General features: G+C 61.8%; 27 protein-coding genes. 19 read left to right on the top strand and 8 right to left on the bottom strand.

What is annotated here, in order from left to right:
* Position 1 precedes the first annotated feature (1 nt).
* The 4 genes from GOW72_RS11315 (at position 2) to GOW72_RS11330 (ending at position 2,458) form a co-directional block, all read left to right on the top strand.
* Positions 2–373, top strand: coding sequence for an RNA-binding S4 domain-containing protein (locus GOW72_RS11315; RefSeq protein ID WP_170339096.1), 372 nt, complete (start codon positions 2–4; stop codon positions 371–373).
* Between the two features lie 66 nt (positions 374–439).
* Positions 440–778, top strand: a complete 339-nt coding sequence (gene fdxA / locus GOW72_RS11320; protein WP_170339660.1) for a ferredoxin FdxA — start codon at positions 440–442, stop codon at positions 776–778.
* Positions 779–1,060: 282 nt separating this feature from the next.
* Positions 1,061–1,570 carry a CarD family transcriptional regulator gene (locus tag GOW72_RS11325; RefSeq protein WP_093961789.1) on the top strand — a complete coding sequence of 170 codons (510 nt, stop codon included), beginning with the start codon at positions 1,061–1,063 and terminating at the stop codon, positions 1,568–1,570.
* A 126-nt stretch (positions 1,571–1,696) separates the two neighbouring features.
* A complete protein-coding gene (locus tag GOW72_RS11330; RefSeq protein WP_170339094.1) occupies positions 1,697–2,458 on the top strand; it encodes an ion channel in 762 nt (253 codons plus the stop codon).
* On the opposite strand, the gene cobS is transcribed toward GOW72_RS11330, so the two are convergent.
* Positions 2,455–3,219, bottom strand: a complete 765-nt coding sequence (cobS, locus tag GOW72_RS11335) for an adenosylcobinamide-GDP ribazoletransferase (RefSeq protein ID WP_170366926.1) — start codon at positions 3,217–3,219, stop codon at positions 2,455–2,457. The genes GOW72_RS11330 and cobS overlap by 4 nt on opposite strands.
* Before the next feature lie 79 nt (positions 3,220–3,298).
* Here cobS and cobT point away from each other — a divergent pair, with 79 nt between their 5' ends.
* The gene (gene cobT, locus GOW72_RS11340) at positions 3,299–4,312 is read left to right on the top strand and encodes a nicotinate-nucleotide--dimethylbenzimidazole phosphoribosyltransferase (protein ID WP_170366927.1); all 1,014 of its coding nucleotides are present in this window, start codon (positions 3,299–3,301) and stop codon (positions 4,310–4,312) included.
* Positions 4,313–4,339: 27 nt separating this feature from the next.
* On the opposite strand, the gene GOW72_RS11345 is transcribed toward cobT, so the two are convergent.
* The gene (locus GOW72_RS11345) at positions 4,340–6,217 is read right to left on the bottom strand and encodes a monovalent cation:proton antiporter-2 (CPA2) family protein (RefSeq protein ID WP_170357537.1); all 1,878 of its coding nucleotides are present in this window, start codon (positions 6,215–6,217) and stop codon (positions 4,340–4,342) included.
* Positions 6,218–6,236: 19 nt separating this feature from the next.
* Positions 6,237–6,692, bottom strand: a complete 456-nt coding sequence (locus GOW72_RS11350) for an Lrp/AsnC family transcriptional regulator (RefSeq protein ID WP_093961793.1) — start codon at positions 6,690–6,692, stop codon at positions 6,237–6,239.
* A 145-nt stretch (positions 6,693–6,837) separates the two neighbouring features.
* On the opposite strand from GOW72_RS11350, the gene hppD reads away from it, so the two are divergent.
* Complete coding sequence (hppD, locus tag GOW72_RS11355; RefSeq protein ID WP_170366928.1) at positions 6,838–7,935, top strand: 4-hydroxyphenylpyruvate dioxygenase; 1,098 nt, start codon at positions 6,838–6,840, stop codon at positions 7,933–7,935.
* A gap of 61 nt (positions 7,936–7,996) precedes the next feature.
* Here hppD and GOW72_RS11360 read toward each other — a convergent pair whose 3' ends face one another.
* Positions 7,997–10,021 (bottom strand): hypothetical protein, encoded by a 2,025-nt coding sequence (locus tag GOW72_RS11360; RefSeq protein WP_170366929.1) that lies wholly within the window; start codon positions 10,019–10,021, stop codon positions 7,997–7,999.
* A gap of 164 nt (positions 10,022–10,185) precedes the next feature.
* On the opposite strand from GOW72_RS11360, the gene GOW72_RS11365 reads away from it, so the two are divergent.
* On the top strand, positions 10,186–10,881 hold the full coding sequence (locus tag GOW72_RS11365) for an SIMPL domain-containing protein (RefSeq protein WP_170366930.1): 696 nt from the start codon (positions 10,186–10,188) through the stop codon (positions 10,879–10,881).
* Between the two features lie 2 nt (positions 10,882–10,883).
* On the opposite strand, the gene GOW72_RS11370 is transcribed toward GOW72_RS11365, so the two are convergent.
* The 3 genes from GOW72_RS11370 to GOW72_RS11380 form a co-directional block, all read right to left on the bottom strand.
* Positions 10,884–11,594, bottom strand: a complete 711-nt coding sequence (locus tag GOW72_RS11370) for a GNAT family N-acetyltransferase (protein WP_170366931.1) — start codon at positions 11,592–11,594, stop codon at positions 10,884–10,886.
* Between the two features lie 6 nt (positions 11,595–11,600).
* A complete protein-coding gene (locus GOW72_RS11375; protein ID WP_170357542.1) occupies positions 11,601–12,893 on the bottom strand; it encodes an O-acetylhomoserine aminocarboxypropyltransferase/cysteine synthase family protein in 1,293 nt (430 codons plus the stop codon).
* Between the two features lie 72 nt (positions 12,894–12,965).
* Positions 12,966–13,961, bottom strand: a complete 996-nt coding sequence (locus tag GOW72_RS11380; RefSeq protein WP_170357543.1) for a hypothetical protein — start codon at positions 13,959–13,961, stop codon at positions 12,966–12,968.
* Positions 13,962–14,112: 151 nt separating this feature from the next.
* On the opposite strand from GOW72_RS11380, the gene GOW72_RS11385 reads away from it, so the two are divergent.
* The 3 genes from GOW72_RS11385 (at position 14,113) to preA (ending at position 17,615) form a co-directional block, all read left to right on the top strand.
* On the top strand, positions 14,113–14,745 hold the full coding sequence (locus tag GOW72_RS11385; protein WP_170367199.1) for a cupin domain-containing protein: 633 nt from the start codon (positions 14,113–14,115) through the stop codon (positions 14,743–14,745).
* Between the two features lie 161 nt (positions 14,746–14,906).
* A complete protein-coding gene (locus tag GOW72_RS11390; RefSeq protein ID WP_170357545.1) occupies positions 14,907–16,241 on the top strand; it encodes an NAD(P)-dependent oxidoreductase in 1,335 nt (444 codons plus the stop codon).
* A 69-nt stretch (positions 16,242–16,310) separates the two neighbouring features.
* Positions 16,311–17,615, top strand: a complete 1,305-nt coding sequence (gene preA, locus GOW72_RS11395; protein WP_093961801.1) for an NAD-dependent dihydropyrimidine dehydrogenase subunit PreA — start codon at positions 16,311–16,313, stop codon at positions 17,613–17,615.
* 43 nt (positions 17,616–17,658) lie between these two features.
* Here the strand turns inward: preA and GOW72_RS11400 are convergent, their stop codons facing one another.
* Entirely contained in the window at positions 17,659–18,267 is a 609-nt protein-coding gene (locus GOW72_RS11400) for a TetR family transcriptional regulator C-terminal domain-containing protein (protein WP_093961802.1), read from the bottom strand.
* Positions 18,268–18,438: 171 nt separating this feature from the next.
* On the opposite strand from GOW72_RS11400, the gene GOW72_RS11405 reads away from it, so the two are divergent.
* From GOW72_RS11405 to GOW72_RS11445, 9 genes are all read left to right on the top strand, one after another.
* Entirely contained in the window at positions 18,439–19,689 is a 1,251-nt protein-coding gene (locus GOW72_RS11405; protein ID WP_170366932.1) for a Zn-dependent hydrolase, read from the top strand.
* 72 nt (positions 19,690–19,761) lie between these two features.
* Complete coding sequence (gene hydA, locus GOW72_RS11410) at positions 19,762–21,216, top strand: dihydropyrimidinase (protein WP_170339070.1); 1,455 nt, start codon at positions 19,762–19,764, stop codon at positions 21,214–21,216.
* 51 nt (positions 21,217–21,267) lie between these two features.
* A complete protein-coding gene (locus GOW72_RS11415) occupies positions 21,268–22,065 on the top strand; it encodes an ABC transporter ATP-binding protein (protein WP_170366933.1) in 798 nt (265 codons plus the stop codon).
* Positions 22,065–22,496 (top strand): GNAT family N-acetyltransferase, encoded by a 432-nt coding sequence (locus GOW72_RS11420; protein WP_170366934.1) that lies wholly within the window; start codon positions 22,065–22,067, stop codon positions 22,494–22,496. Before GOW72_RS11415 ends, GOW72_RS11420 begins: the two co-directional genes overlap by 1 nt.
* Entirely contained in the window at positions 22,493–23,410 is a 918-nt protein-coding gene (locus tag GOW72_RS11425) for an ABC transporter permease (protein WP_170366935.1), read from the top strand. Before GOW72_RS11420 ends, GOW72_RS11425 begins: the two co-directional genes overlap by 4 nt.
* Positions 23,407–24,252, top strand: coding sequence for an ABC transporter permease (locus GOW72_RS11430; RefSeq protein ID WP_170366936.1), 846 nt, complete (start codon positions 23,407–23,409; stop codon positions 24,250–24,252). Before GOW72_RS11425 ends, GOW72_RS11430 begins: the two co-directional genes overlap by 4 nt.
* Before the next feature lie 53 nt (positions 24,253–24,305).
* The gene (locus GOW72_RS11435) at positions 24,306–25,295 is read left to right on the top strand and encodes an ABC transporter substrate-binding protein (protein WP_170357554.1); all 990 of its coding nucleotides are present in this window, start codon (positions 24,306–24,308) and stop codon (positions 25,293–25,295) included.
* Positions 25,296–25,448: 153 nt separating this feature from the next.
* On the top strand, positions 25,449–26,162 hold the full coding sequence (locus tag GOW72_RS11440; protein WP_093961810.1) for an ABC transporter permease: 714 nt from the start codon (positions 25,449–25,451) through the stop codon (positions 26,160–26,162).
* Positions 26,155–26,889 (top strand): ATP-binding cassette domain-containing protein, encoded by a 735-nt coding sequence (locus GOW72_RS11445; protein WP_170366937.1) that lies wholly within the window; start codon positions 26,155–26,157, stop codon positions 26,887–26,889. Before GOW72_RS11440 ends, GOW72_RS11445 begins: the two co-directional genes overlap by 8 nt.
* Positions 26,890–26,891: the final 2 nt, after the last annotated feature.

Consider the following 26,891-nt stretch of genomic DNA (forward strand, 5'->3'; position numbering starts at 1 on the left):
GATGGCCGACGCACCGGCCAAGCTGCGGATCGACAAGTGGCTGTGGCATGCGCGGTTTTTCAAGACCCGCAGCCTGGCCGCCAAACAGGTCAGCGGCGGGCATGTGCGCATCAACGGCGACCGGGCCCAGAAGCCGGCGCAAACCGTCGGGCCCGGTGATGTTCTGACTTTCGCTCAGGGGCGGGTTATTCGCGTGGTTCAGGTCGAAATCCTGGGCGCGCGACGCGGCCCGGCGACCGAGGCGCGGACGCTGTACACGGATTTGACTGAAGAGAAGGATAATCCGCCACAAAATCCGGGTTTCGAAGGAAAAGGTCGTCCGACCAAGAAGGATCGGCGCGCGCTTGATCTTTCTCGCACCCCCAAGGGCTGATCTTCTCTTGAAGATGGGGGCAGACTGAATTAGCTAGTCGCCCAAACCTCTGACGGGAATTGGACCATGACCTACGTTGTCACCGAGAACTGTATCGCCTGCAAATACACCGACTGCGTCGAGGTATGCCCGGTGGATTGCTTCTATGAAGGTGAAAATACCCTGGTCATCCATCCGGATGAATGCATCGATTGCGGCGTGTGCGAGCCGGAATGCCCGGCGGACGCCATTCGCCCGGATACCGAACCGGGGATGGAGCAGTGGGTCGAATTCAACCGCAAATATGCCGAACAATGGCCGGTTATCGTAACCAAGAAAGACCCGCTTCCGGGCGCCGAGGAGCGCGACGGTGAAGAGGGCAAGATGGAGAAATACTTCTCCGAAACCCCGGGCGAAGGCGGCTGAGCGATTCGGGTCGCAAAACCCGAAAGACCGCCGTAAGTTTTGGCCCTAATGCGCTGAAAACCGTCACAGATTCCGATCCGAAGGCCCCGTCCGCTTTCAGGTGTCGTAATTTTGTGATATACTCTTAAGGCAAATGATGATCGAGATGGGGACGACTCCGTAAGTATGCTCACTTTGGAGTTCTGAGTTTTTGACATGTAATCAGCCTGACAGGGGTCGCGGGTGACCCCGGTTAGGTTTTTTGTCGCTTTTTTCCCGCTCTGCAACCAAGGAAACACGTGCATGACAAAGTCGAAGAAGCTTGAGTTCCGTCCGAACGACTATGTTGTCTACCCTGCACATGGGGTCGGGCAAATCATATCGATTGAAGAACAGGAAGTCGCTGGATACTCGCTCGAGCTGTTCGTCATCTCATTCGAGAAAGACAAGATGACCCTGCGGGTGCCGACCAACAAGATCACTGAATCCGGCCTGCGTTCGCTGAGCTCGCCCGATGTGATCAGCCAGGCGATGAAGACGCTGAAGGGCAAAGCCAAGGTAAAGCGTGCCATGTGGTCGCGCCGGGCGCAGGAATACGAACAGAAGATCAACTCGGGTGACCTGATCTCGATCGCCGAGGTGGTGCGTGACCTGCACCGCACGGACGACCAGCGCGAGCAGAGCTATTCCGAACGTCAGCTCTATGAAGCCGCGCTTGAGCGTCTGACGCGCGAAGTTGCGGCCGTGTCCGGTTCGGACGAAATCGCAGCGGCCAAGCAAGTGGACGAAGTCCTGACCTCGCGCGCGGCCTGATCGGGCTTTGAAGCAACACCAAAGGGCCGCTCTGGTTTCAGAGCGGCCTTTTTCATGCCCGATCGCTTGGTTCGCGCCGCCTTTCCCGCTAATTTCTCAGTCATTGGAACCGTGTACGGGTCAGTCATGAAGCAGACGGTCAAGGCACTCTATATCGGCAGAGGGGCGGTTTCGGTCTGGTTCCGGTACTGTCTGATCCTGTTCGACCTTGCCTCGATCGTGTTTTTCGTGGCGACGGCGAACATTCCGCACGGCCCCGGATTGATTGCAGTCAGCTGGGCGGTGGGGCTGATCATACTCCTGGATTTCTCGGCTCGGATGTGGATTGCGAAAGACCGCAAGAAGCTGCTGTTCAAAATCTACACGCTTGCGGATCTGGTCGTGATCGCCTCGCTGATCCTTGACCCTTTCCTGACCGGCAGCCTTGCGTTCCTGCGGATTTTGCGCGCGCTGCGGCTGATCCATTCCTATCACCTGTTGCATGATCTGCGTCGCGACAGTGAGTTTTTCCGAACCCACGAGGATGCGGTCATCGCGGCCGTGAACCTGTTGGTGTTCATTTTCGCGACATCCACCGCCGTACTGGTTTTCTATATCCCTCAGGATAGCCAGAACCCGTATATCGATGCGCTGTATTTCACGATGGCGACACTGACCACGACGGGTTTCGGCGACATCACACTGAACTCTCCGGGCGGCAAGCTGTTTTCCGTCTTCATAATGGTGGTTGGTGTGGCGCTGTTCGTGCGGCTGGCTCAGGCCATTTTCATGCCACAGAAAGTACGCCACAAATGTCCCAACTGCGGCCTGTTTCGGCACGACCCGGATGCAGTACACTGCAAACATTGCGGTGAGACACTGCGGATCAAAACCGGCGGTGTCGGCTAGAGCAGGGCTGCAACGGCCAGCAGGAAAGCAACCTCGGACAGCTGTTGAGAAGCCCCCAGGATATCACCGGTCTGACCGCCAATCTTGGCTTTGGCTATGATTGCCAGACCCACGGTTGCAGTTACCGCACAGGCGACGGGCAGAAGGGCGGTCCAGCCCAGAAGAGCCAGAGAGAAAACGAAAGCCAGCCCAAAACCGGCTGCAACCGACAAAGGCGGAGGAGCGCCGACGCTATGGCTCAGCCCGCTGCCGCGGGCGTTCGGTAGGCCCGCCATCAATGGTGGCATCAGCGCACGGGAAAACACAGCCGCCGCTAGAATTCCGGCCGGACTTCCTGCCGCCAGTAGTGTTGCGACCGCCGAGATCCTGAGCAGTTGAATGACCAACAAGGCCAACACTCCGTAGGTGCCGATATGGCTGTCCTTCATGATCTCGAGTCTGCGTTCGGGTGTATATCCGCCCCACAGCCCGTCTGCGGTGTCGGCCAGCCCGTCCTCGTGCATGGCTCCGGTCGCTGCGATCAGAACGGCGACAGCAAGGACTGCGCTGACTGTCCCGGAAAGGCCCACGGCCATCGCAGACCAGCCTACGGCACAGCCCAAGCCGCCAACAACCAGCCCGGCCGCAGGAAAGGCCCAAGCGGCTTTGGACTGTCGCTCGAAGAGCGATTTGGGCAGCACGGGCAATGGCAGCCGCGTCAAAAGAACCAGAACCAGCGGCACGTCCCATGGCGAAAAGGTTCGAGTGTCGTTTTTGTGCACTTGCGCGCCTTTCGAGGGGTTGTTGCTTTGCCTGCTTCGGTTAAACACGCAGGACCACTCCGATGCAACGAGGCTTTGAATGCTGCCTGAACTCAATGATCTGAATACCTTCCGCGACGCCCTGCGCAATGCTCCGGGGCCGGATGAGGCCGCAAGGCAAGGGGCTGCCGACCGCAACGGACAGCTGACCAAGCCGCCGGGTGCGTTGGGCCGGCTCGAGGATCTGGCGATCTGGTATGCCGGTTGGCGTGGGGATGCCCGGCCACAGATCGAGGCACCTCAGGTGATTGTATTTGCCGGCAATCACGGCGTGACGGCGCAGGGGGTCTCGGCCTTTCCGCCCGAGGTTACGGTTCAGATGGTCATGAACTTCGAGCACGGAGGCGCGGCCATCAACCAATTGGCCAAAGCGGCCGGGGCCAAGATGACGGTACACGCGCTGGACCTGGATCGGCCGACGGCCGACTTCACAATGGCCCCGGCAATGTCCGAGGACGAGCTTCTGACCGCTTTGCAGACCGGCTGGAACGCCGTTGACCCCACCGCAGACCTTCTGGTCGTGGGCGAAATGGGCATTGGCAACACCACCCCTGCCGCGGCCATCGCCTGCGCGTTGTTCGGCGGAGATGCCGCTGATTGGACTGGGCGTGGAACCGGTGTGGACGATGCGGGCCTTGCCAACAAGACGCGCGTCGTTGCCGAAGGTGTTGCGCTGCACGGAGCATCGGACGACGGGCTTGAGATCCTGCTGTGTTTGGGAGGGCGCGAGATCGCGGCCATGGCAGGGGCCATTGCAGCCGCTCGAATTCTGCGCATCCCGGTCATTCTGGATGGGTTCATCTGCACCGCGGCTGCTGCTTGTCTCGATCGTCTGGCGCCGGGAGCGCTGGACCATGCCGTTGCCGGCCATCAGAGTGCGGAAGGTGCGCACGCGGCCATGCTGACCAAGCTGGACAAAGCACCCTTGCTGAGCCTCGGGCTGCGGCTGGGCGAAGGGTCGGGGGCTGCGCTGGCCATCAACATCCTGAAAAGCGCCGTCGCTTGCCATTCGGGTATGGCCACTTTTGCCGAAGCCGGTGTGTCGGACGGTTGAGCTCGGCTGACCCGGGAGATCCCCGGGTCAGGCTGACTTCTTTTCGTTCTTTTCGGCCAGTTCCAGCAGGGCGGTCTCGAGGTCCTTCTCCAACTCGCGCGCGCGTTCGATGTACTTTTTGTTCTCGGCCGTCGGCATGCCGGGAACCCAGAGTTCAGCCAATTCGCGAATTGCCTGCCGATCGTGGTGATAGAAGGTCTGCTGTGCTTGCGCGGCCTCGTACTCGCTCAGACCAATGTTCTCCAGCACATAACGCCCGGCCCGCAGAGAGCTGTCGAACAGCTCACGCACGATGTCATCAGCGCCGGCCTGATACAGCTCGTACACATGGGTCCGGTCATGCGCGCGGGCGACGATGTGAAGGTCGGGCCGCTGCCGGCGGGCGTAGCCGACCAATCGGGTCACTTCCTTGCGGTTGTCCATCGCGGCCACCAAAACGGAAGCCTTTTCAAGGCCCGCAGCCCGCAGCAATTCGGGACGCGTCGGATCACCCAAGAATCCTTTGACGCCGAACCGACGCATCAGCTGGATCGTTTCGATATTGTGGTCCAGCACCACCGTCTTGAACCCGCTGGCGCGCACCAGCCGGTTGACGATCTGTCCGAACCGCCCAATTCCCGCAATGATGACGGGACCTTTTTCGTCTATTTCCTCGGGTTCAATCTCGGGTGAGTTGTCGCGGATGTGGCGCGAAAGGTAGTCATAGATGATGAACAGAAGCGGTGTGATCAGCATGGTCAGGGCAATGATCATCAACAGCTTCTGCGACAGGGCCGGGGGAATGACATTCTGCTTGGTCGAAAAGGCCAGCAGCACGAAGCCGAACTCACCCGCCTGAGCCAAACCCAGCGTGAACAGCCAATGGTCGCGGCCGCGCAACTTGAATGCACGACCAACGGCATACAGGATCAGGCCCTTGACCAGGATCACCAGCAGGGCCAGTCCGATCAGGTCGAACGGGTCGTTGAAAAAGTACCCGACGTCGATCCCGGCCCCGACCGTGATGAAGAACAGGCCCAGCAGCAATCCCTTGAACGGCTCAAGGTCGCTTTCCATCTCGTGCCGGAACTCGGAACTGGCCAGGACGACGCCAGCGAGGAAGGCGCCCAACGCCGGGGACAGGCCCACCAGCGTCATCAGGAACGAGATCCCTACTACGATCATCAGGGCCAACGCCGTGTACATCTCGCGCAGGCGGGTGGTGTGGATGAACCGGAACAAGGGACGGGTCAGGTAGACGCCTACCACGATCACGAATGCGATCGCACCCAATGTCACCAGCGTCACCGCCCATCCGGGCAGGCCATCGACCAATGACAACGTATGGTGCGCGTCGCCGTGCCCGTCGCCGCCGCGGGTGATTGATCCGTCATCCTCGATGAAGATGCTGGCCGGCATGGCCAGCAGTGGCAGAAACGCCAGGATCGGAATCACGGCGATATCCTGAGTCAGAAGGACCGAGAACGTGGATCGCCCGCCGTTTGTGCGCATCAAGCCCTTTTCCGACAGCGTCTGCAGCACGATGGCGGTTGATGACAGGGACAGTGTCAGCCCCACGGCCAAGGCAACTGACCATGGTTGACCCGTGTAGAAGGTAACTGCTGCAATCACGACCGTAGAGAGCGAGATCTGCAGTCCACCAAGCCCCAACAACCGGTGCCGCATATCCCAAAGTGCGCGGGGTTCCAGCTCGAGCCCGATCAGGAACAGCATCATGACGACGCCAAATTCCGCGACATGCTGCAAGTCTTTGGTTTCCGCGCCCACGAGCCCAAGGATCGGACCGATGGCGATGCCGGCGGCAAGATATCCGAGGACAGACCCCAGCCCAAGTCGCGCCGACAGGGGGACGGCGATCACGGCGGCTGCAAGATAGATCGAAGCCTGGTACAGGAACTCGTTCATTTTCTTCCTTTCCTTGCCGTCAGGTCGGCAGCGGAGCGTCGCGTTTCAGCTGGTCCATCACGATCTGGCTTTGCACCCGTGCTACCGCAGGATGGGGCAGTATCACCTCGTGAAGCAAGGTGTTGAGCGCGGAAAGATCCTCGCAATAGACATGGAGCAGATAGTCTGCCTCGCCAGTCATCGTCCAGGCGCTGGTGATTTCCGGGCGGGTTTCCACCATGCGCGCAAAACTGGATGATTGTTCGGGGCCGTGGGTGCCGAGGTGAACTTGAACGAAGCCCTGGACCTGCAGGCCAAGTTTGCGCGGGTCAAGCCGAGCTGCGTAGCCGGTGATATAGCCCTCGGCCTCCAGCCGCTGACGGCGGCGCCCGGCCTGACTGGGGGACAGGTTCAGCATTTCGCCCAACTGATGTGCGGTCAGGTGCGCGTCTTTTTGCAGCGCGGCCAGAAGGCGAGTATCGGTTGCGTCCAGCATGTGCGGAGATTCTCACATTTTTCGGGGTCTGGTGCGGAGTTTTCGCAGGCTTCTGTAGTTTACATGAAAAGAATGCGCAAAAACAGCGCTGAAAAAGGCGTATTCTTGAATCAGCAAAGAATTTCCTGTTTCAAGAGGACAAGCCATGGGCCCTTTCCCGCACAACGCCCCGAAATCCGTGATCAGCGCCGAGAACCCCGCCGGCACAGATGGGTTTGAATTTGTTGAATTCGCGCATCCCGAACCGCAGGAGCTGCGCGACCTGTTCGCCAAGATGGGTTTTGAAAAGGTTGCGCACCACAAGACCAAACCGCTGATCGAGCTGTGGCAGCAGGGCGATGTGACCTACATCCTGAACGCGAACCCCGACAGCTTTGCTGCGAAATTCGTGGAAGAGCATGGCCCCTGTGCCCCGTCGATGGGCTGGCGTGTCGTGGATGCGCAAAAGGCCTATGACCATGCGGTGTCGAAGGGGGCCGAACCCTATGATGGGGCCGACAAGACCATGGATGTGCCCGCGATCAAGGGTATCGGCGGGTCGCTGATCTATTTCATCGACCAGTATTACGAAACCTCGCCCTACAATCAGGAATTCGAGTGGCTGAAGCAGTCCAAACCGCGCGGCGTCGGTTTCTATTACCTCGATCACCTGACGCACAATGTCTTCAAGGGCAACATGGACAAGTGGTTCAAGTTCTACGGCGATCTGTTCAACTTCCGCGAAATCCGCTTCTTCGACATCCAGGGCAAATATACCGGCTTGCTCAGCCGTGCATTGACCTCGCCCTGCGGCCGTATCCGGATTCCGATCAACGAAGACCGCGGCGAGACCGGTCAGATCGTATCCTACCTGAAGAAGTACAAGGGTGAGGGCATCCAGCACATCGCCGTCGGCAGCGAGAACATCTATGACTCGACCGATGCAATCGCCGAACGAGGGCTGAAGTTCATGCCCGGTCCCAACGATGCCTATTATGATATGTCCTTCGACCGCGTGAAGGGCCATGACGAGCCGGTGGATCGCATGAAGAAGCACGGCATCCTGATCGATGGTGAAGGCGTGGTGGACGGCGGCGAGACCAAGATCCTGCTGCAGATCTTCTCGAAAACCGTGATTGGTCCGATCTTCTTCGAGTTCATCCAGCGCAAGGGCGATGACGGCTTTGGCGAAGGCAATTTCAAGGCTCTGTTCGAATCGATCGAGCGCGAACAGATTGAATCCGGAGAGATTTCTGCCGCCTGAAGAAGACCCAGAATTTGGAACCCGGCCTACCGGGTTCCAATTTTCTGAAACGCGGCGCGCTTTACCCGCGCGGCATCTTCAACGTGACGTTGCGGCCGCCTTTCTGATAACGAAGCTCGCTGTCGCCAATCGCGACGACTTTGCCGCCGTCAATCCGATCTCCGACTTTCAGCTTCTTGTACCGACCGCTTGGTAGCCGGACCAAGGCACGCCGATTGGCCGGCGTACCGTAAACGCCGATCAGGTTCAGACGCCGCAGATTCAAAGCATTGTCAATCGTGGCTTGGCGCGCCACCGAGGCCCGGCTGGGTATCTTGGGTGCGACGGTTGTGGGTTTGAACGATCCCGCTTCATCGTCATCCGCCTTTGCTACCGCTGCGGTCGACCCCAGAGTGGCTGAGCCGGTTGTTGCTTTTCGGGCCGCCAGAGCGGCCACGGTCGACGGACGAACGCGGGGGCGAGGGACGCGCACCACGGCCAATGCGGTGGGCGTGCGGTCCACAGCCTCGCGCTCTTGGATCGACGCCGGCCTGGATTCCGGGCGGATAACCGCCAGCTCGTCCACCGTCCGGCCGCCCAGCTGCCCACGCTCAAAGTTCTCAACCAGCGTTTCCGGGCGCAGGCGCGGACGCAGACCAGCCAGCCTTGTGTCGTCGTCTGTGGCAGTCGGGTCGGTTTCGAACCTGACCGGCACCTGGGGCGGAACCGACGAAGGGCGGCCGAGGAACACGAGGATGCCGTCCGGGTTCAACGTCCCCTCGGGTGTCGGAGTGACAAGGCCACGGTCATCAAGGTCAAAACGACTGCCCGCGGCATTGGGCAGACCGACCGTAGCCACGGGCTCGTCGGTATCAAAGCTCTCTTCGGCCGGAAGCGCCACGGCATCCTGCGACAGCTCCGCGTGATCGACGGACGACAGGTATACGTCCTCGGGCACCTCGGGGTCTGGCACCGGCAGCGGATCGGGCGCGGTGATCGTCAGGCCAGAGGCTTCTTCGAAATCCTCGACACTTTCCGGATCGCGTTCGACCTGCTCGACGGGCGAGGGCGCAACATTCAATGCTTCCAGGATTGCCTGATCCGTCGGCGTCAATTCGGGGGGCGTGGGTGTCTCCGGCTCGACCAGGGGCGTGCTGGCTTCAAACGTCAGGTCTTCGTCGGCCAATGCCTCGGGGTCGGGCGTGTCCTTGGGCTCAGGAGCGACTCCTGCCAGCCCTTCGGTCTCGGTCATCGGTGGGGCGGTGATAGAAACTGGCGCAGGTGCCGTTTCGACAACCGGCGCAGTCGCCACCGGGCTGCCAGTTTCGTCTGACCCCGACCAGATCAATGCGACAACGGCCAGCACGACGGCGCCCGCCGCACCGGCGCCAATGTAGCGAACCGGTATGCCGGAATCTGATGCCCCAGAATTCTGTGAGGCGGTTTCAGTCGCTTCTATCGGCGATACGAATACGTCCGGCTGAGCGGGTTCAGCAATCGGATGCGCCTGAGGCGAGGGGGCCGGATCGGGTTCCGATGCCTGCGAAGCCTGAGGCACGGGTTCTGCGTCCGGGGCCGGTGGGACAACAGCTATCTCCTCGGCCGGTGGCACAGTTGGCAGTGTGGCGGATGTCGCGCGCTCGGAAAACTCGAACTCTCCGGTACCTGTCCAAGGCGCATCGGGGGCCAATGTTGCAGCAAACCGAACAGGCACGAACCCGTAGCGACTGGCAAAGGCTCGGGCCTCTTCTACTGTCTCTTTCGCCACGGCAGCGACCAGAAGATCCGACCCATCCGCACGGAGGTCATACATCAACTCGGCAATCTCACAGCCCGTGGCCTGAGCCAATTCCGCCTCGACCACCTGTGTCACGTCGGAGTCTTCTGGGCTGGCGACCGTGAGGTGGCGCACGTGGTCCGAAGGAATCACGACCGTACAGCTCAGGTCATTGGCCAGCGCGAAACCTCGACCGCGAAGCTCGTTCAGCTGTTCGGAAAAATCCGGCGCGTCCAGTGATACGGTGCCGATGCCAAACCATTCGTCATCCGAATAGTGCAGCAGAGTGATCCCGTTATCCGAAAGAGACAGCGCAAAAGCGGGTTTCATTATTCAAGGGTGCCGTAATTGTCTGAACCAAAGCAAACGCCCTTGCGTCCGCGCACCGAGATTAAAGCAGGAACCCGCCGAGGGAAAGGAAAAGGCAAAATCTCCCCTTGTCCGGCGAAGGCTTGCCAACCCATCTTTTATCTCAGAAAACAGGAGAGATCACATTGAAGACATTTGCTTTTTTGGCGGCGGTATTGGCGGCGACAGTTGCCGTGGCCGCCCATGCGGAAGAACGTCGCATCCAGGTTTACGGAACCGGAACAGCCGAGGCCGCGCCGGATATGGCAACCATCACGGTGGGTGTGACAAATCAAGACGCGCAGGCTTCCGCAGCAATGCAGGCGACCTCGGACGCGGTTGCCACCGTCCTGAGCCGCCTGAGTGAGATGGGGATCGAATCGCGCGACCTGCAGACCCGCGATCTGTCCCTGTCCCCGGTCTGGTCCGGACGGGGCAATGCGGATGGCGAAGCACCGAGGATCACGGGCTTCGTTGCGTCGAACCGTGTGTTCGTGCGGGTCAGAAATCTGGATGATCTGGGGCAGATCATGGATGCGGTCATTCGGGATGGTGCGAATGATTTTGGTGGTTTGACCTTCACGGTTCAGGATCCCAAGCCGCTTGAAGCGAAGGCGCGCGCCCAAGCCGTCGCCGATGCGACAGCCAAGGCCGAACAATTGGCTCAGGCCGCCGGTGTCACCTTGGGTTCAGTCGTGTCGATCAACGAGCAGGGAGGGGGCATTCGCCCAATGCCCCAGATGCGCGAGATGGCCATGGCCGATTCGGGCGGGGTACCGGTCGCCGGTGGCGAGGTTTCGGTTTCGGTCACCGTGTCGATGGAGTTCGACATTTCCGAGTGACCTCAGCTTTCGCTGCGGGCCGTCAGCGGTTTCCGCTGTTGGCCCGTGGCATCGAAATTCTCAGGTGACAGCCAGGTTTCGAACGCCTGCCGGATGCGTGGCCAGTACGTGTCGACGATCGAAAACCACGCCGTGTCGCGGTTGCGCCCCTTGTAATGGGTGGCTTGCCGAAATTCGCCTTCGAAGACAAAACCCAGCCGTTCGGCGGCCCGGCGCGACGGGGCATTCAGCGCATCGCATTTCCATTCGTAGCGGCGATAGCCCAACTCATCGAACACGCGGCGCATCATCAGAAACATCGTTTCGGTCGCGACCGGCGTGCGCTGCATCAACGGCGAGAAATGGATGTGTCCCACCTCAATCGCGCCCGCATTGCGGTCGATACGCAGGTAGGACGCCATCCCGACGGGCTGTCCGTCTTGGTCCAGAACCGTGTGGAACAGCGGATCGTCCCCCGTGCAGGTTTGGGCCAACCAGGCGGCGAACTCGGCTTGCGAGTCGAACGGGCCGTAGGGCAGGTAGGTCCAGTTGCGCCCGTCGGTATCGGCGGCAAACGCCCGGAACAGGCCGGGCGCATCCGCATTCACATCCAAGGGCACCACGCGGCAAAACCGCCCCTTCATGGGCGCGCGCGGTGGGGCCGGGCGCGGGAACTCCCCCGCAATCGGCAGGCCCACCGGCTGGCCCAATGCGTTGATCCTGTGCCCCGGCATTTTGGACTAGGCGCAGGCCTTGGACAGCGCCTGATCGAGATCGGCGATCAGATCGTCGGCATCCTCGATCCCGATCGAGACCCGTACTACGTTCGGCCCGGCGCCGGCGGCCTCTTGCTGTTCGGGGGTCAGTTGCCGGTGCGTGGTCGAGGCCGAATGGATGATCAGCGACCGCGCATCGCCCAGGTTGGCGACGTGGCTGAAGATTTCCAGCGCGTTCACCAGCTTGACGCAGGCGTCATAGCCGCCCTTGACCGCAAAGGTGAACAGGGCCCCTGCGCCTTTGCGGTAATGCTTCTTGACCCGGTCGTGATAGGGCGACGAGGGCAGGCCTGCATAGGTCACATAGTCCACGCGGTCGTCTTTCTCGAGCCAGGCGGCGATCTTCTCGGCGTTTTCGACATGGCGCTGCATGCGCAGGCTCAGAGTCTCGATCCCCATCAGCGTGTAATGCGCCGCCTGCGGGTTCATCGTCATGCCCAGATCGCGCAGGCCCACGGCGATACCGTGGAAGGTGAAGGCCAGCGGGCCGAAGGTTTCGTGGAACTTGAGGCCGTGATAGGCAGGCTCCGGCGCGCTGAGCGAGGGAAACTTGTCGTTGGCGGACCAGTCGAACTTGCCCGAATCCACGATGCAGCCGCCGGTCACCGTGCCATTGCCGGTCAGGTACTTGGTGGTCGAATGCACGACCAGCGTGGCGCCATGCTCGATCGGGCGGCACAGATAGGGCGTGGCCGAGGTGTTGTCGACGATCAGCGGAATACCGGCGGCATCGGCCACATCGGCCAGTGCGCGGATATCGGTGACATAGCCGCCCGGATTGGCGATGGATTCGCAGAACACCGCGCGGGTATCGTCGTCGATGGCGGCCTTCACCGCATCCAGATCATCGGTATCGACGAACTTGGCTGTCCAGCCAAAGCGCTTGATGGTCTGGCTGAACTGCGTGACCGTCCCGCCATACAGCCGGGTCGAGGCGACCACGTTGCAGCCCGGCCCCATCAGCGGGAACAGCGCCATGATCTGCGCCGCGTGCCCCGAAGAGCAGCACACCGCGCCAACGCCACCTTCCAGCGTCGCCACCCGTTCCTGCAGAACTGCCACCGTGGGGTTGGTTAGGCGCGAATAGATATAGCCGACCTCTTGCAGGTTGAACAAAGCGGCCGCGTGATCGGCATCGCGGAACACATAGGCCGTGGTCTGATAGATCGGGGTCTGGCGCGCGCCGGTCGCCGGATCAGGGCGGGCGCCCGCGTGAATTTGCAGCGTGTCAAAACCATAGGTGGGGCCGTCGGACATCCGTCACTCTCCTGTTGGGAATATGCGTCGCAGAATCTCTAGGCGATTGCCGGGCCCGGCACAATGTCCGCGTCAGCGCAGCCACAGCCCCTTGTTCTTGATGACCTTGCGGATGGCCTGTTCGCGCTGGGGCAGGTTGTCCCGGTCGAACATGGCGCGGATCTTGGCGCCCTTGCCCTGATAGACCAGCCGTTTCAGCGGATCATAGTTCTTGAGCACCTTCTTGACCTTGTTGGGCGCGGCGACGGTTTCCAGCACCTCGACCACCCGGTCGCTTTCGCGCGCATAGAGCAGCGGGAACAGGCGATAGTGGCAGCTGACCGAGCCATCCAGCAGGCCCACGGGCAGAACATCGCGCCCGCCGCCAAGCGCGTGGACGACCAGCGGAAGCGCCGCCTGATCCAGCCACGGGTCCAGGTTCTGGCCGGTCAGGGCGGGGATCTCTTCATCCCGGATCGTGCGCGCATAGTCCAGAAACCGCGCGCCGAATTGGCGGGGGCATTTGTAGAAGAAATAGCCCGCATTGAAATACAGATACCGCCGCCAGTATTCCGCCGGTTGGGTCGGGTCGATCGAGCTTTGGAAATCCAGCCCGAACCGGTCATAGAGCGCCCGCCAGATGCCGTCGAACCCGGGCCCGTACAGGGTTGGCTTGGGCCAGGTGCCCTCGACCTTCTGCGATGCGCCGGGCCGGTCGAAATCGAACGGCACCGCGGCCAAGTCGCCGGTGATCAGCGTGTCGGTGTCGAAGAACACGAACGGCTCACCCTCGGGCAGGGCGGCCAGCGCCTCGATCTTGTTGCCGTAGGGATAGCTTTCGCCGAACACCTCGGACGAAAAGGGCAGGATCTCGGCATCGAGCTGTTTCAGCGCCTTCAGAACATCGTCGTTGCGGATGCTCGGGTCCTGGCTCCAGCGCGGGCCGGGTTGCGGAACGCCAACGAACAGGCGGCCCGAAAACCCGGGCGCGGAATGGCGCAGCGAGGCGGCGAACAGGACGGCTTCGTATTGCAGGCGGTTGTTCTGCCCGATGATCAGGATGTTGAATTTCTGCCGGTCTGCCTGCATCTGCGCCTTCCGTTCGGGGCCTTTGCACGCCCCTTGCCGTTGGTTTCGACCTACAGCATCGCTGAACCTGCGTCAAAACCGTTGACACCGCGTGTTTGAAATCGGGCCTGGCACGCCCATGTTGATGGAGGAGACCAGACAGGAGCGCGACATGCGGATCAATGCGGATTTCACCCAGCGGGTGGCGGTTCACTTCGACCAGACCGAGTGGGTGGCCTCGCCTGCCGCCGGGGTCGAGCGCAAGATGCTGGACCGGATCGGCGACGAGGTGGCGCGCGCCACCACCATCGTGCGCTTTGCCCCCGGCAGCGCGTTTGCCGCACACACCCATGACGGGGGCGAGGAATATCTGGTTCTGGACGGCGTGTTCCAGGACGAGACCGGAGATTTCCCGGTGGGCAGCTATGTCCGCAACCCGCCGACCTCGTCGCATACGCCCTCGGCCAGCCAAGGCGCGACGATCTTGGTCAAACTGCACCAGTTCGACCCGAACGACCGAACCACCGTGCGCCGCTCGATCAACGGTGCGGACCATGTGCCGCTGTTCAAGGACGACCATGAAACGGTCGAAATGCGCAGTTGGCCGTCCGGTCAGGTCGTGCCGATTGACGCACTCGGCGGGGCCGAAATTTTCGTGATCGACGGCAGTTTCACCGAACAAGGCGAGGAATTCGCGCAATGGGACTGGCTGCGTCTGCCGCCCGGAACGCGCACCGAATTGCGGGCAGGACCGGATGGCGCCCGCGTCTGGATGAAGTCAGGCCACCTGTCCGGCATGGTCTGAGGCCGGTTTCGCCTGAAAAACGGGCAAATGCCGCCAAAAAAACCGGGTCATTCGGCCCGGTTTTCGCTTTTTTGACCATTTGGCAAATTTTACCAATTGATAAAATTTTTGTTTGTGGCAAGCTGGTCTCAATAACAAACATATCTACAGGGAGTAGAGTGATGGCACAGGGCCAGATGGCACCCGGCATCGTCGCCGGGCGGCTTTCCAGCGATGAGCTGACCTCGAATTTCACCGATCTGCATCCGCCTCTGGCGCCGCACGAGGCGGCCGTGGCCGCCGATCGGTGTTATTTCTGCTATGACGCGCCGTGCGTGACGGCCTGTCCGACCGATATCGATATTCCGCTGTTCATCCGGCAGATTCAAGCAGGACAACCGGAGTCGGCGGCGAAGACGATCCTCGATCAGAACATCCTGGGCGGCATGTGTGCCCGTGTGTGTCCGACCGAAACGCTGTGCGAGGAAGCCTGCGTGCGCGAAACGGCCGAGGGCAAGCCGGTCGAGATCGGGCGCTTGCAGCGGTATGCGACCGACACGCTGATGCAGGCCGGTGTGCACCCGTTCACACGCGCGGCCCCCACTGGCAAGACCGTTGCCGTAATCGGGGCAGGGCCGGCGGGGCTGGCCTGTGCGCATCGGCTGGCGATGCTGGGCCATGACGTGGTGATCCATGAGGCGAAACCCAAACCCGGCGGGCTGAACGAGTACGGGATCGCCGCATACAAGGCGACCAATGACTTTGCCCAGGCCGAGGTGGACTGGCTGCTGAAGATCGGCGGCATCGCGATTGAAACCGGCTCGGTTCTGGGCGACACCATCTCGTTGGACGGATTGTTGGAGGCCTACGACGCAGTCTTCCTGTCAATCGGCCTTGCAGGCGTCAACGCCTTGCGCGCGCAAGGGTCGGACAAGGACGGCGTCAGGAACGCTGTCGACTTCATCGCAGATGTTCGGCAAGCATCCGATTTGGCAAAACTGCCGGTAGGCCGAAACGTGGTGATTATCGGCGGTGGAATGACGGCCGTGGATGCCGCGGTGAAATCCAAGCTGCTGGGGGCCGAACATGTGACCATCGCCTATCGCCGCGGTCGAGACGCAATGGGCGCCAGCCGCTACGAACAGGATCTGGCGGCATCCCACGGTGTCCGAATTCTGTGCAACGTTCAGCCGGTGGCAATTCACGGAAACGGAGCGGCGGCCGAGATCGAATTGGAGTATACTGCCACCGTAGATGGCACGTTGACCGGCACGGGCGAAACCATTCGACTGCCTGCGGATCAGGTTCTGAAGGCGATCGGTCAGACCTTGGATGGTGCTCCGGAAGGGTTGGAACTCGACGGCAACAAGATCGCCGTTGACGCAACCGGGCGCACCTCGGTTCCCGGGGTCTGGGCCGGCGGAGACTGTGCCGCGGGCGGCGAGGATCTGACCGTGACCGCTGTGGCCGAGGGCCGCGATGCCGCGATGGACATTCACGCCAGCCTGAGTGCCTGAGCAGGGCGTCGGCGCGTGAATATGTGTGACAAGACGAAGATGCATCTTCGCATCAGGGAGGCCGGATAAATGGCTGATTTGAAAACGAACTTTCTGGGCATCGAAAGCCCCAACCCCTATTGGCTGGCCTCGGCGCCGCCAACCGACAAGGAATACAATGTCCGGCGTGCCTTCGAGGCCGGATGGGGTGGCGTCGTGTGGAAAACGCTGGGGTCCGAAGGGCCGCCGGTGGTCAACGTGAATGGCCCCCGGTACGGGGCGATCTACGGGGCCGACCGGCGTCTGCTGGGCCTCAACAACATCGAACTGATCACCGACCGGCCGCTCGAGGTGAACCTCGAGGAGATGGCCCGCGTCAAGGCGGATTACCCGGATCGCGCGCTGATCGCCTCGATCATGGTGCCGTGCGAGGAGGAGGCGTGGAAAGCCATCCTGCCGCGTGTTGCCGAAACCGGCGCCGACGGGATCGAGCTGAACTTCGGCTGCCCGCATGGGATGAGCGAGCGCGGTATGGGCTCGGCCGTGGGGCAGGTGCCCGAATATATCGAAATGGTCACCCGCTGGTGCAAGAAATACTATGACCGCCCGGTGATCGTGAAGCTGACGCCCAACATCACCGACATTCGCAAGCCGGCGGCTGCGGCGCGGAATGGCGGGGCCGATGCGGTGTCGCTGATCAACACCATCAACTCGATCACCAGCGTCAATCTGGACACGTTCAGCCCCGAGCCCTCGATCGACGGCAAGGGCAGCCACGGCGGCTATTGCGGCCCGGCGGTCAAGCCCATCGCCCTGTCGATGGTCTCCGAGATCGCCCGCGCCGAGGCGACCCAAGGCCTGCCGATCTCGGGTATCGGCGGGGTGACCACGTGGCGCGACGCGGCCGAGTTCATGGCGCTGGGCTGCGGCACGGTGCAGGTATGCACCGCGGCGATGACCTATGGGTTCAAGATCATCGACGAACTGACGGCGGGCCTGTCGCAGTGGATGGACGAGAAGGGCTATTCCAACGTCTCCGAGATCGTCGGGCGGGCCGTCCCGAACGTGACCGACTGGCAGTATCTGAACCTGAACTACGTCGCCAAGGCCAAGATCGATCAGGATCAGTGCATCAAGTGCGGCCGCTGCTACGCGGCCTGCGAGGACACCAGCCACCAGGCCATTTCCATGTCGCCCGACCGCGTGTTCGAGGTGATCGACGAGGAATGCGTGGCCTGCAACCTGTGCGTGGATGTCTGCCCGGTCGAGGGCTGCATCTCGATGGTGCCGATGGCGGCGGGCGAGGTCGATCCGCGCACCGGCAAGGTGGTTCAGCCGGACTATGCCAACTGGACGACCCACCCGAACAACCCGATGGCCAAGGCCGCCGAGTGACCGGCGTCAGATCACCAAAAGGGGCCGCGCTGCGGCCCTTTTTTCATGGGGTCAGCAGTTTTCGATACAGGGTATCGATGAAGGGCGCAGCCCCTTCGAACGGGTCTTCGTCGCCCAGGATCGCGCGCACCTGAACATCAAAATCCGCATAGTGCTGGGTCAGCGCCCAGATCGAAAAGATCAGGTGATGTGGGTGGAGGCGGGCGATTTTGCCCTGGTCCATCCAGTGCGTCAGAACGGCTGCCTTCTGATCGACCAGCGCCTTCAGATCGTTCGACAGGGCGTCATGGATGCGGGGCGCGCCCTGCACCAACTCGTTCGCGAAAAGGCGGCTTTCGCGCGGCAACTCGCGGCTCATCTGCAGCTTGCGCTTGATGTACGAGAGGATCTCCTCCATCGGCTCGCCGTTTTCATCAAGGTCGTGCAGCGGCGCCAGCCAGGTGTCCAGCAGGCCGGACAGAAGCGCGGTGTGGATCGCCTCCTTGGACGGGAAATAATACAGAAGATTCGGCTTGCTCAGCCCGGCCTCGGCCGCGATCTGATCGACGGTCGCCCCGCGAAAGCCGTGGGCCGAAAACACGTTCAGCGCGGCCTCGAGAATCGCGGCGCGGTTCTTTTTCTGAATTCGGGTCGGGGCGCGGTCTTTGGGCATGTATGCAGGGCGTCTCTTTTTCGAACAAGCAGGTGTTGAATATGCCGATTTTTGCATCGGCGCGATGCAATTTCTTGACTGATATCGAACCCGTGATAGCGTGAGTTTGACCAGATGGTCAAATCAAGACACCAAAAGCGAGCCTAATCGCAAGCAACAGGGAAGACGAACATGGCAGCTCCGGCGCAGAATCTCAGGATCAATGGCGACAGGTTGTGGGACACCCTGATGGAGATGGCCGAGATCGGTCCGGGCGTTGCCGGCGGCAACAACCGCCAGACCCTGACCGACGAAGATGCCGAAGGCCGCGCGCTGTTCCAGAAATGGTGCGAAGAAGCCGGGTGTACCATGGGCCTCGACCAGATGGGCAACATGTTCGCCATGCGCCCCGGCACGGACCCCGATGCGCTGCCGGTCTATGTAGGCTCGCACCTGGATACGCAGCCGACGGGCGGCAAGTACGACGGGGTGCTGGGGGTTCTGGGCGCGCTCGAGATCATCCGCACCCTGAACGATCTGGGCATCAAGACCAAACACCCGATCGTGGCCACCAATTGGACCAACGAAGAGGGCACGCGCTTCGCCCCCGCCATGCTGGCCTCGGGCGTGTTCGCGGGGATGCACACGCAGGACTGGGCCTATGACCGCGAGGATGCCGAGGGCAAGAAATTTGGCGACGAATTGCAGCGCATCGGCTGGCGCGGCGATGAAGAGGTCGGGGCCCGCAAGATGCATGCTTTCTTTGAGCTGCATATCGAACAGGGCCCGATCCTCGAGGCAGAGGGCAAGGATATCGGCGTCGTCACCCATGGGCAGGGCCTCAGCTGGACCCAGGTGACCGTGACCGGCAAGGACGCGCATACCGGCTCGACCCCGATGCCGATGCGCAAGAATGCCGGGCTGGCGATGGCGCGCATTCTCGAAAAGGTGGACGAGATTGCCTGGTCGCACGCGCCCCATGCCGTGGGGGCTGCCGGGCATATCGACGTCTATCCGAACTCGCGCAACGTGATCCCGGGCAAGGTGGTGTTCACGGTCGATTTCCGCTCGCCCGAGTTGGACGTCATCAAGGACATGGAGAACCGCCTGCGCGTCGCGGCCGAGGACATCGTGGATGAATTGGGCCTGCAGGTCGAGTTCGAGAAGGTCGGCGGGTTCGACCCGGTGAAATTCGATGAGACCTGCGTCGCCGCCGTGCGCAACGCGGCCGAGCGGCTGGGCTATTCGCATACCAACATCATCTCGGGCGCGGGGCACGATGCCTGCTGGATCAACCGCGTGGCGCCGACCGCCATGGTGATGTGCCCCTGCGTGGATGGCCTGAGCCACAACGAGGCCGAGGAAATCAGCAAGGAATGGGCAACCGCCGGGGCGGATGTGCTGTTCCACGCGGTCGTCGAAACAGCCGAGGTCGTGGAGTAGCCTTGGCCGCGCGCCCCCGAATCCGCCGAAAACCAACAGAGGCGCAACAGACGCGCCCGCAGGGAGTTGAACATGAGCACAGTCATCAAGAACGGAACCGTTGTCACTGCGGATCTGACCTACAAGGCCGACGTCAAGATCGAAGGCGGCGTGATCACCGAGATCGGGCCGGATCTGAAGGGGGACGAGCAACTGGACGCGACCGGCTGTTATGTCATGCCCGGCGGGATCGACCCGCACACGCATCTGGAAATGCCGTTCATGGGCACCTATTCCAGCGATGACTTCGAAAGCGGCACCCGCGCGGCGTTGGCTGGCGGCACGACCATGGTGGTGGATTTCGCCCTGCCGAACCCGGGCGAAAGCCTTTTGGATGCGCTCAAACGCTGGGACAACAAATCGACCCGCGCCAATTGCGACTATTCTTTCCACATGGCCGTGACGTGGTGGGGCGAACAGGTGTTCGACGATCTGAAAACCGTGATCGAGCAGCGCGGCATCAACACGTTCAAGCATTTCATGGCCTACAAGGGCGCACTGATGGTCAATGACGACGAGCTGTTTGCATCGTTCAAGCGGCTGGCCGAGCTGGGCGGGATCGCGATGGTCCATGCCGAGAATGGCGACGTGGTGGCCGAGTTGCAGGCCAAGCTATTGGCCGAAGGAAATACCGGCCCCGAGGCCCATGCCTATTCGCGCCCGCCGCAGGTCGAGGGCGAGGCCACCAACCGCGCCATCATGATCGCCGACATGGCCGGGGTGCCGCTCTACGTGGTGCACACCTCGTGCGAAGAGGCGCATGAGGCCATCCGCCGGGCTCGGATGCAGGGCAAACGCGTCTGGGGCGAGCCGCTGATCCAGCACCTGACGCTGGACGATAGCGAATATGCGCATCCTGATTGGGACCACGCCGCGCGCCGGGTGATGAGCCCGCCGTTCCGCAACAAACAGCACCAGGACAGCCTGTGGGCGGGGCTTCAGTCGGGCTCGCTGAGCGTGGTGGCCACCGATCACTGTGCCTTCACGACCGAGCAGAAGCGGTTCGGCGTGGGCGATTTCACCAAGATTCCGAACGGGACGGGCGGCCTGGAGGATCGGATGCCGATGCTGTGGACCCACGGCGTGGCGACCGGGCGGCTGACGCCGAACGAATTCGTGGCCGTGACTTCAACAAACATCGCCAAGATATTGAATTGCTATCCGAAAAAGGGCGCAGTTCTGGTGGGCGCAGATGCCGATCTGGTGGTGTGGGACCCGGACAAGACCAAGACCATCAGCGCGGCGACGCAGCAGTCGGCGATCGACTACAACGTGTTCGAGGGGCACGCGGTCAAGGGCCTGCCGCGCTTTACCCTGACCCGTGGACAGGTCGCGGTGCATGATGGCGAGATTCGCACGCAGGAAGGCCATGGCAAATTCGTCGCGCGCGAGGCCAACACCACCGTGAACAAGGCGCTGAGCACCTGGAAAGAGCTGACCGCCCCGCGCCCGGTAGAGCGGTCGGGCATCCCGGCGACGGGGGTATGATGCACGAAGGTTACCGAACGGGCAAAAAAGCCAAAACTTCAAGGCAGTAGGATGACATCGGAAAGCAATACCCAGCCCGTGATCGAGGCAAAGAACCTCGACCTGACCTTCCAGACCAATGACGGACCCGTGCACGCCCTCAAGGACGTGAACCTGGCGGTCGACAAGGGCGAATTCGTCAGTTTCATCGGCCCTTCGGGCTGCGGAAAAACGACCTTCCTGCGCTGTGTCGCTGCGCTGGAAACGCCTACGGGCGGCACGCTGACCGTCAACGGCATGACCCCGGACGAGGCCCGCCGGAACCGGGCCTATGGCTATGTGTTCCAGGCGGCGGGCCTGTACCCGTGGCGGACCATCGCCAAGAACATCAAACTGCCGCTCGAGATCATGGGATATTCGGCTCAGGAACAGGAAGAACGTGTAAAGAACGTTCTGGAACTTGTTGATCTAGCAGGGTTTGGTGCAAAATTCCCCTGGCAGCTATCGGGTGGGATGCAGCAACGGGCCAGCATCGCGCGGGCGCTGGCTTTCGACGCCGATATCCTGTTGATGGACGAGCCTTTCGGCGCGCTGGACGAGATCGTGCGCGATCACCTGAACGAACAGCTTCTGGCGCTGTGGGCGCGCACCGGCAAGACGATCGGTTTCGTCACCCACTCGATCCCCGAGGCGGTGTATCTGAGCACCAAGATCGTGGTGATGAGCCCGCGCCCCGGGCGGATTACCGATGTGATCGACAGCCCTCTGCCCAAGGAACGGCCGCTGGACATTCGCGACACGCCCGAATTCATCGAGGTCGCGCATCGCGTGCGCGAAGGGCTGCGCGCCGGGCATGGGGACGATGTGTGATGGGCAGGGATGACATCAGACGCGCGACCGAGGCGGATGTGCCAGCCTGCGCGGCGGTGGTCTCGGCCTGGGTCCGCCAGACCGAGTGGATGACGGATGAACTGCCCCAGCAGGAATTGGAGGCGCTGATCGCGCAGGCCTTCCCGGACCGCGAGATGTGGGTCGTGGGTGAACCCGTCGATTGCTACATGTCGGTCGATCCCGCGGCACAGAAGGTCGGCGCGCTCTATTGCCTGCGGACCGGGCAGGGCATCGGCAAGCGCCTGCTGGACCGGGCAAAACAGGGGCGTAGCTTTCTGTGGCTGACGGCCCATCAACCGAATGCCGCCGCGCAACGGTTCTATCGCCGCGAGGGTTTTGTCGAAACCGGGAGCGAGGCCGCAACGCCGCCCGAGACCGTCCCCGTGGTGCGGATGGAGTGGCACGCATGAAGCAGCTTGTTGCCGTTCTGACCGTTTTGCTGGCCATCATCGTCATCTGGTACGCGGCCTGCATTCCGATGAACATCAAGGGCGTCCTGACCGAACAGGAACGGGCCGGGGCCGAAGTGGTTCCGCCCTCGGCCAAAGACCGCCGCGACATGGGGGAAATCGGCCTGGCGCTGCGCAACAGCTTTGCCATTCCGGCGACCTGGGCGCAGGACCGGCCGCGTCTGCCCGCGCCGCATCAGGTGGGCATCGAGCTGTGGGAGACCACGGTTCAGAAGAAGATCACCTCGAAACGGTCGCTGGTCTATCACGGCTGGGTGACGCTCAGCGCGACGATTCTTGGCTTTGCCATCGGCACGGGGCTGGGCATCCTGCTGGCGGTGGGGATCGTGCACAGCCGGGTGATGGACCTGTCGGTCATGCCCTGGGCCATCGTCAGCCAGACCATTCCCATCATCGCGTTGGCGCCGATGATCATCGTGGTGCTGTATTCGATCGGCATTCAGGGGATCATCCCCAAGGCGGTGATCTCGGCCTATCTGAGCTTCTTCCCGGTGGTCGTGGGCATGGTCAAGGGCCTGCGCAGCCCTGACGCGATGCAGTTGGACCTGCTGCGCACCTATAATGCAAGCAACGGGCAGGCGTTCTGGAAACTGCGCCTGCCGGCCTCGATGCCCTATCTGTTCGCCTCTCTCAAGATCGGGATCGCCGCGTCGCTGGTGGGGGCCATCGTCGGCGAACTGCCGACCGGCGCCGTGGCGGGGCTGGGCGCGCGTCTGCTGGCCGGCAGCTACTATGGCCAAACGGTGCAGATCTGGTCGGCGCTGTTTGCCGCGGCCATTCTGGCGGCCTGTCTTGTGGGCCTGTTGGGCCTGATCGAGCGCGCGGTGTTGAAACGCATGGGGATGGCGCAATGATGATGGTCGGTCTTGCAATCCTTTTGTGGTTGGCCGGTTGGTGGCTGAACACCCGCCTGGCCAGCGGACCTTATGCCGACACGCGGACGGTGCGCATTCTTGCTCCGCTGATCTTCGGCCTGACCGTCATCGGGGTTTGGGAAATGCTGGTGCGCGGGCTCGATGTGCCTCTGGTGATCCTGCCGGCGCCTTCGGTGATCTGGGACCGGTTCTGGGACAGCTTGCCGATCCTGTGGGCCGATTTCGTGCAGACCATCATCAAGGGCGCGCTCAGCGGCTATATCATCGGATGCGGCGCCGCCTTCCTGATGGCAATCGCCGTGGACCGGTGGGATTTCCTGCGCCTGGGCCTGCTGCCGGTGGGCAATTTCGTGGCCGCGCTGCCGATCGTGGGTACCGCGCCGATCCTTGTAATGTGGTTCGGGTTCGACTGGCATTCGAAGGCTGCTGTGGTCGTGGTGATGGTCTTTTTCCCGATGCTGGTGAACACGGTGGCCGGCCTGCGCGAGGCCACCGCAATGCAGCGCGACCTGATGGAGACCTATGCCGCAACCTATTGGCAAAGCTTTCTGAAGCTGCGGTTGCCCGCGGCCATGCCGTTTATTTTCAACGGGTTGAAAATTTCCACCACGCTGGCCCTGATCGGCGCTATCGTGGCAGAGTTCTTCGGCTCGCCCACTTTGGGCATGGGGTTCCGGATCTCGACCAGTGTCGGGCAATTGTCGCTGGACATGGTCTGGGCGGAAATCGTGGTCGCGGCGCTGGCCGGGACAGCGTTCTACGGTCTGGTCGCCATGATCGAGAAACTGGTGACCTTCTGGCACCCCTCGCAGCGGGGATAAATCATTCAAAAGACCCCGAAAACGGGGCGCAACAACAACTAGGAGAAATGAAGATGAAGAAGTTTATCAGCGGGGCAATCACGGGCCTGGCCCTGACGGCCGGATCGGCCTTTGCCGCAGACGAGGTGACTCTGCAGTTGAAGTGGGTCACCCAGGCCCAGTTCGCGGGCTATTACGTCGCCAAGGACAAGGGGTTTTACGAAGAAGAAGGGCTGGACGTCACCATCCTGCCTGGCGGCCCCGACATCGCGCCCACGCAGGTGATCGCGGGCGGTGGCGCTGACGTCACCGTGGAATGGATGCCCGCCGCGCTGGCCGCGCGCGAAAAGGGCCTGCCGCTGGTCAACATTGCACAGCCGTTCAAAAGCTCGGGCATGATGCTGACCTGCTGGAAGGATGCGGGCATTTCCTCGCCCGAGGACCTCAAGAACCGCACGCTGGGCGTCTGGTTCTTCGGCAATGAGTTCCCGTTCATGAGCTGGATGAGCCAGCTGGGCATCGACACCGGCGGCAAGAGCGAAAACGGCGTCGAGGTTCTGAAGCAGGGCTTCAACGTCGACCCGCTGCTGCAGCGCCAGGCCGATTGCATCAGCACCATGACCTACAATGAATACTGGCAGGTGATCGACGCCGGCGTCAGCCCCGACGAGCTGGTGACCTTCAAGTATGAAGACCAGGGCGTAGCCACGCTGGAAGATGGCCTATACGTGCTTGAAGAAAACCTCAGCGACCCGGCCTTCGTCGACAAGATGGAACGCTTTGTGCGCGCTTCGATGAAAGGCTGGAAATACGCCGAGGAGAACCCGGACGAAGCCGCTGAAATCGTGTTGGAGAACGATGCGACCGGTGCCCAGACCGAGGAACACCAGAAGCGCATGATGGGCGAGATCGCCAAGCTGACCGCAGGTTCGAACGGCGCGTTGGATCCGGCGGATTTCGAGCGCACGGTGAACACGCTGCTGGCCGGTGGCTCGGACCCGGTGATCACCAAAAAGCCGGAAGGCGCGTGGACCAGCCAGATCACGGATGCAGCCCTGAACTGATTGGCAGTACCATGACAACAATTCAGCGCGGCCCCCTGTGGGCCGCGTTTGTTTTTGCGGATGTCGGAATTTAACTGTCTTCAGAAGCAGTTTCCTCTATTATTCCTGTAAGATTTTGCGATCTCTACGAAATTCGGTGAATGCGGGAATGAAATGCAGGATTTTGCATCACAATTCAGCCAAGCAGGCCACCTGATCCTGACCGGGGATCCGGACCTTTGGGCGATCGTGATGCTGTCGCTGCAAGTTTCGGTGCTGGCTGTGTTGATTTCAGCCGTGATCGGGATGCCGGTTGGCGCGGCCTTGGCGGTGGCCCGCTTTCCCGGACGGCGCGCGTTGATCATTCTGATGAACGCACTGATGGGCTTTCCTCCGGTTGTCGTCGGCCTGCTGGTCTACCTGATGCTGTCCCGTTCGGGCCCGCTGGGCGTGCTGGAGCTTTTGTACACGCCAACCGCCATGATCATAGCTCAAACAGTGCTGGTAACCCCGATCGTCGCGGCGCTGACACGGCAGGTGATCGAGATGCTGGCCGAGGAATATTCGGAACAGTTGCGCTCGTTGGGAGTGTCTCGGCTGGCGTCTGTTCCCGTGCTGTTGTGGGATGCGCGTCTGGCGTTGGTGACTGCATTGCTGGCCGGGTTCGGACGAGCCATCGCCGAAGTCGGCGCGGTGATTATCGTCGGCGGCAACATCAACCACGTGACACGGGTCATGACGACGACGATTGCGTTGGAGACCTCGAAAGGCAACTTGGCCTTGGCGCTGGCCTTGGGGACGATCCTGATCGGAATTGCCGTGGCCGTGAATGCGGCAGTCAGCGCATTGACGCTTCGGACCGAGCAGGAAGGGTTGCGCCATGCGTGATCTGATGCCGGACATGCCCAATTGTCTGCAGGCCGATGGTCTGCGAGTGGAACGCAATGGCAAGCTGTTGCTGGATGTTCCGCAGCTGATGATGGATGGTCCAGGGCCGACTTTGATCCTTGGGCCGAACGGTGCTGGCAAAAGCCTGCTGCTGCGTTGCCTGCATGGTTTGATCAAGGCCGATGCGGGGCAGGTTATGCAGGATGGCGGAGTTCTGAATGCAGCCCACATGGCCCGGCAGGCCATGGTGTTTCAGCAACCGGTTCTGCTGCGCCGCTCGGTGTCTGCCAATCTGGACTTTGTTTTGAAACGGTTGGGGCTCGGCAGGACTGCTCGGAAGATCCGGATCCAGGAACTTCTGGCCGAAGGAGGGCTTGAGACAAAGGCCCGGCAGTCGGCGCGCTCGCTGTCGGGTGGCGAGGCACAGCGTCTGGCCATCCTTCGCGCGCTTGCGCTTGGCCCCGAGACCCTGTTCCTGGACGAACCCACCAGCGCCCTCGATCCCGCGGCGACCCAAATGATCGAGGCGATGATCCTGCGCGCCTCGGCCCGGGGGGTGCGGATCGTGATGGTCACCCACGACGTCGGGCAAGCCCGTCGGCTGGCGGCGGATATCGTGATGATGCAGGGCGGGCGCGTGGTCGAGCATGGCACCGCCAAACAGGTGCTGGAAGCGCCACAATGTCAGGCATCGCGCCAGTATCTGGCGGGCTGGCTGGTCACATAACA

The organism is Ruegeria arenilitoris, from assembly GCF_013032855.1.
GTDB classification, from domain to species: Bacteria; Pseudomonadota; Alphaproteobacteria; order Rhodobacterales; family Rhodobacteraceae; genus Ruegeria; species Ruegeria arenilitoris.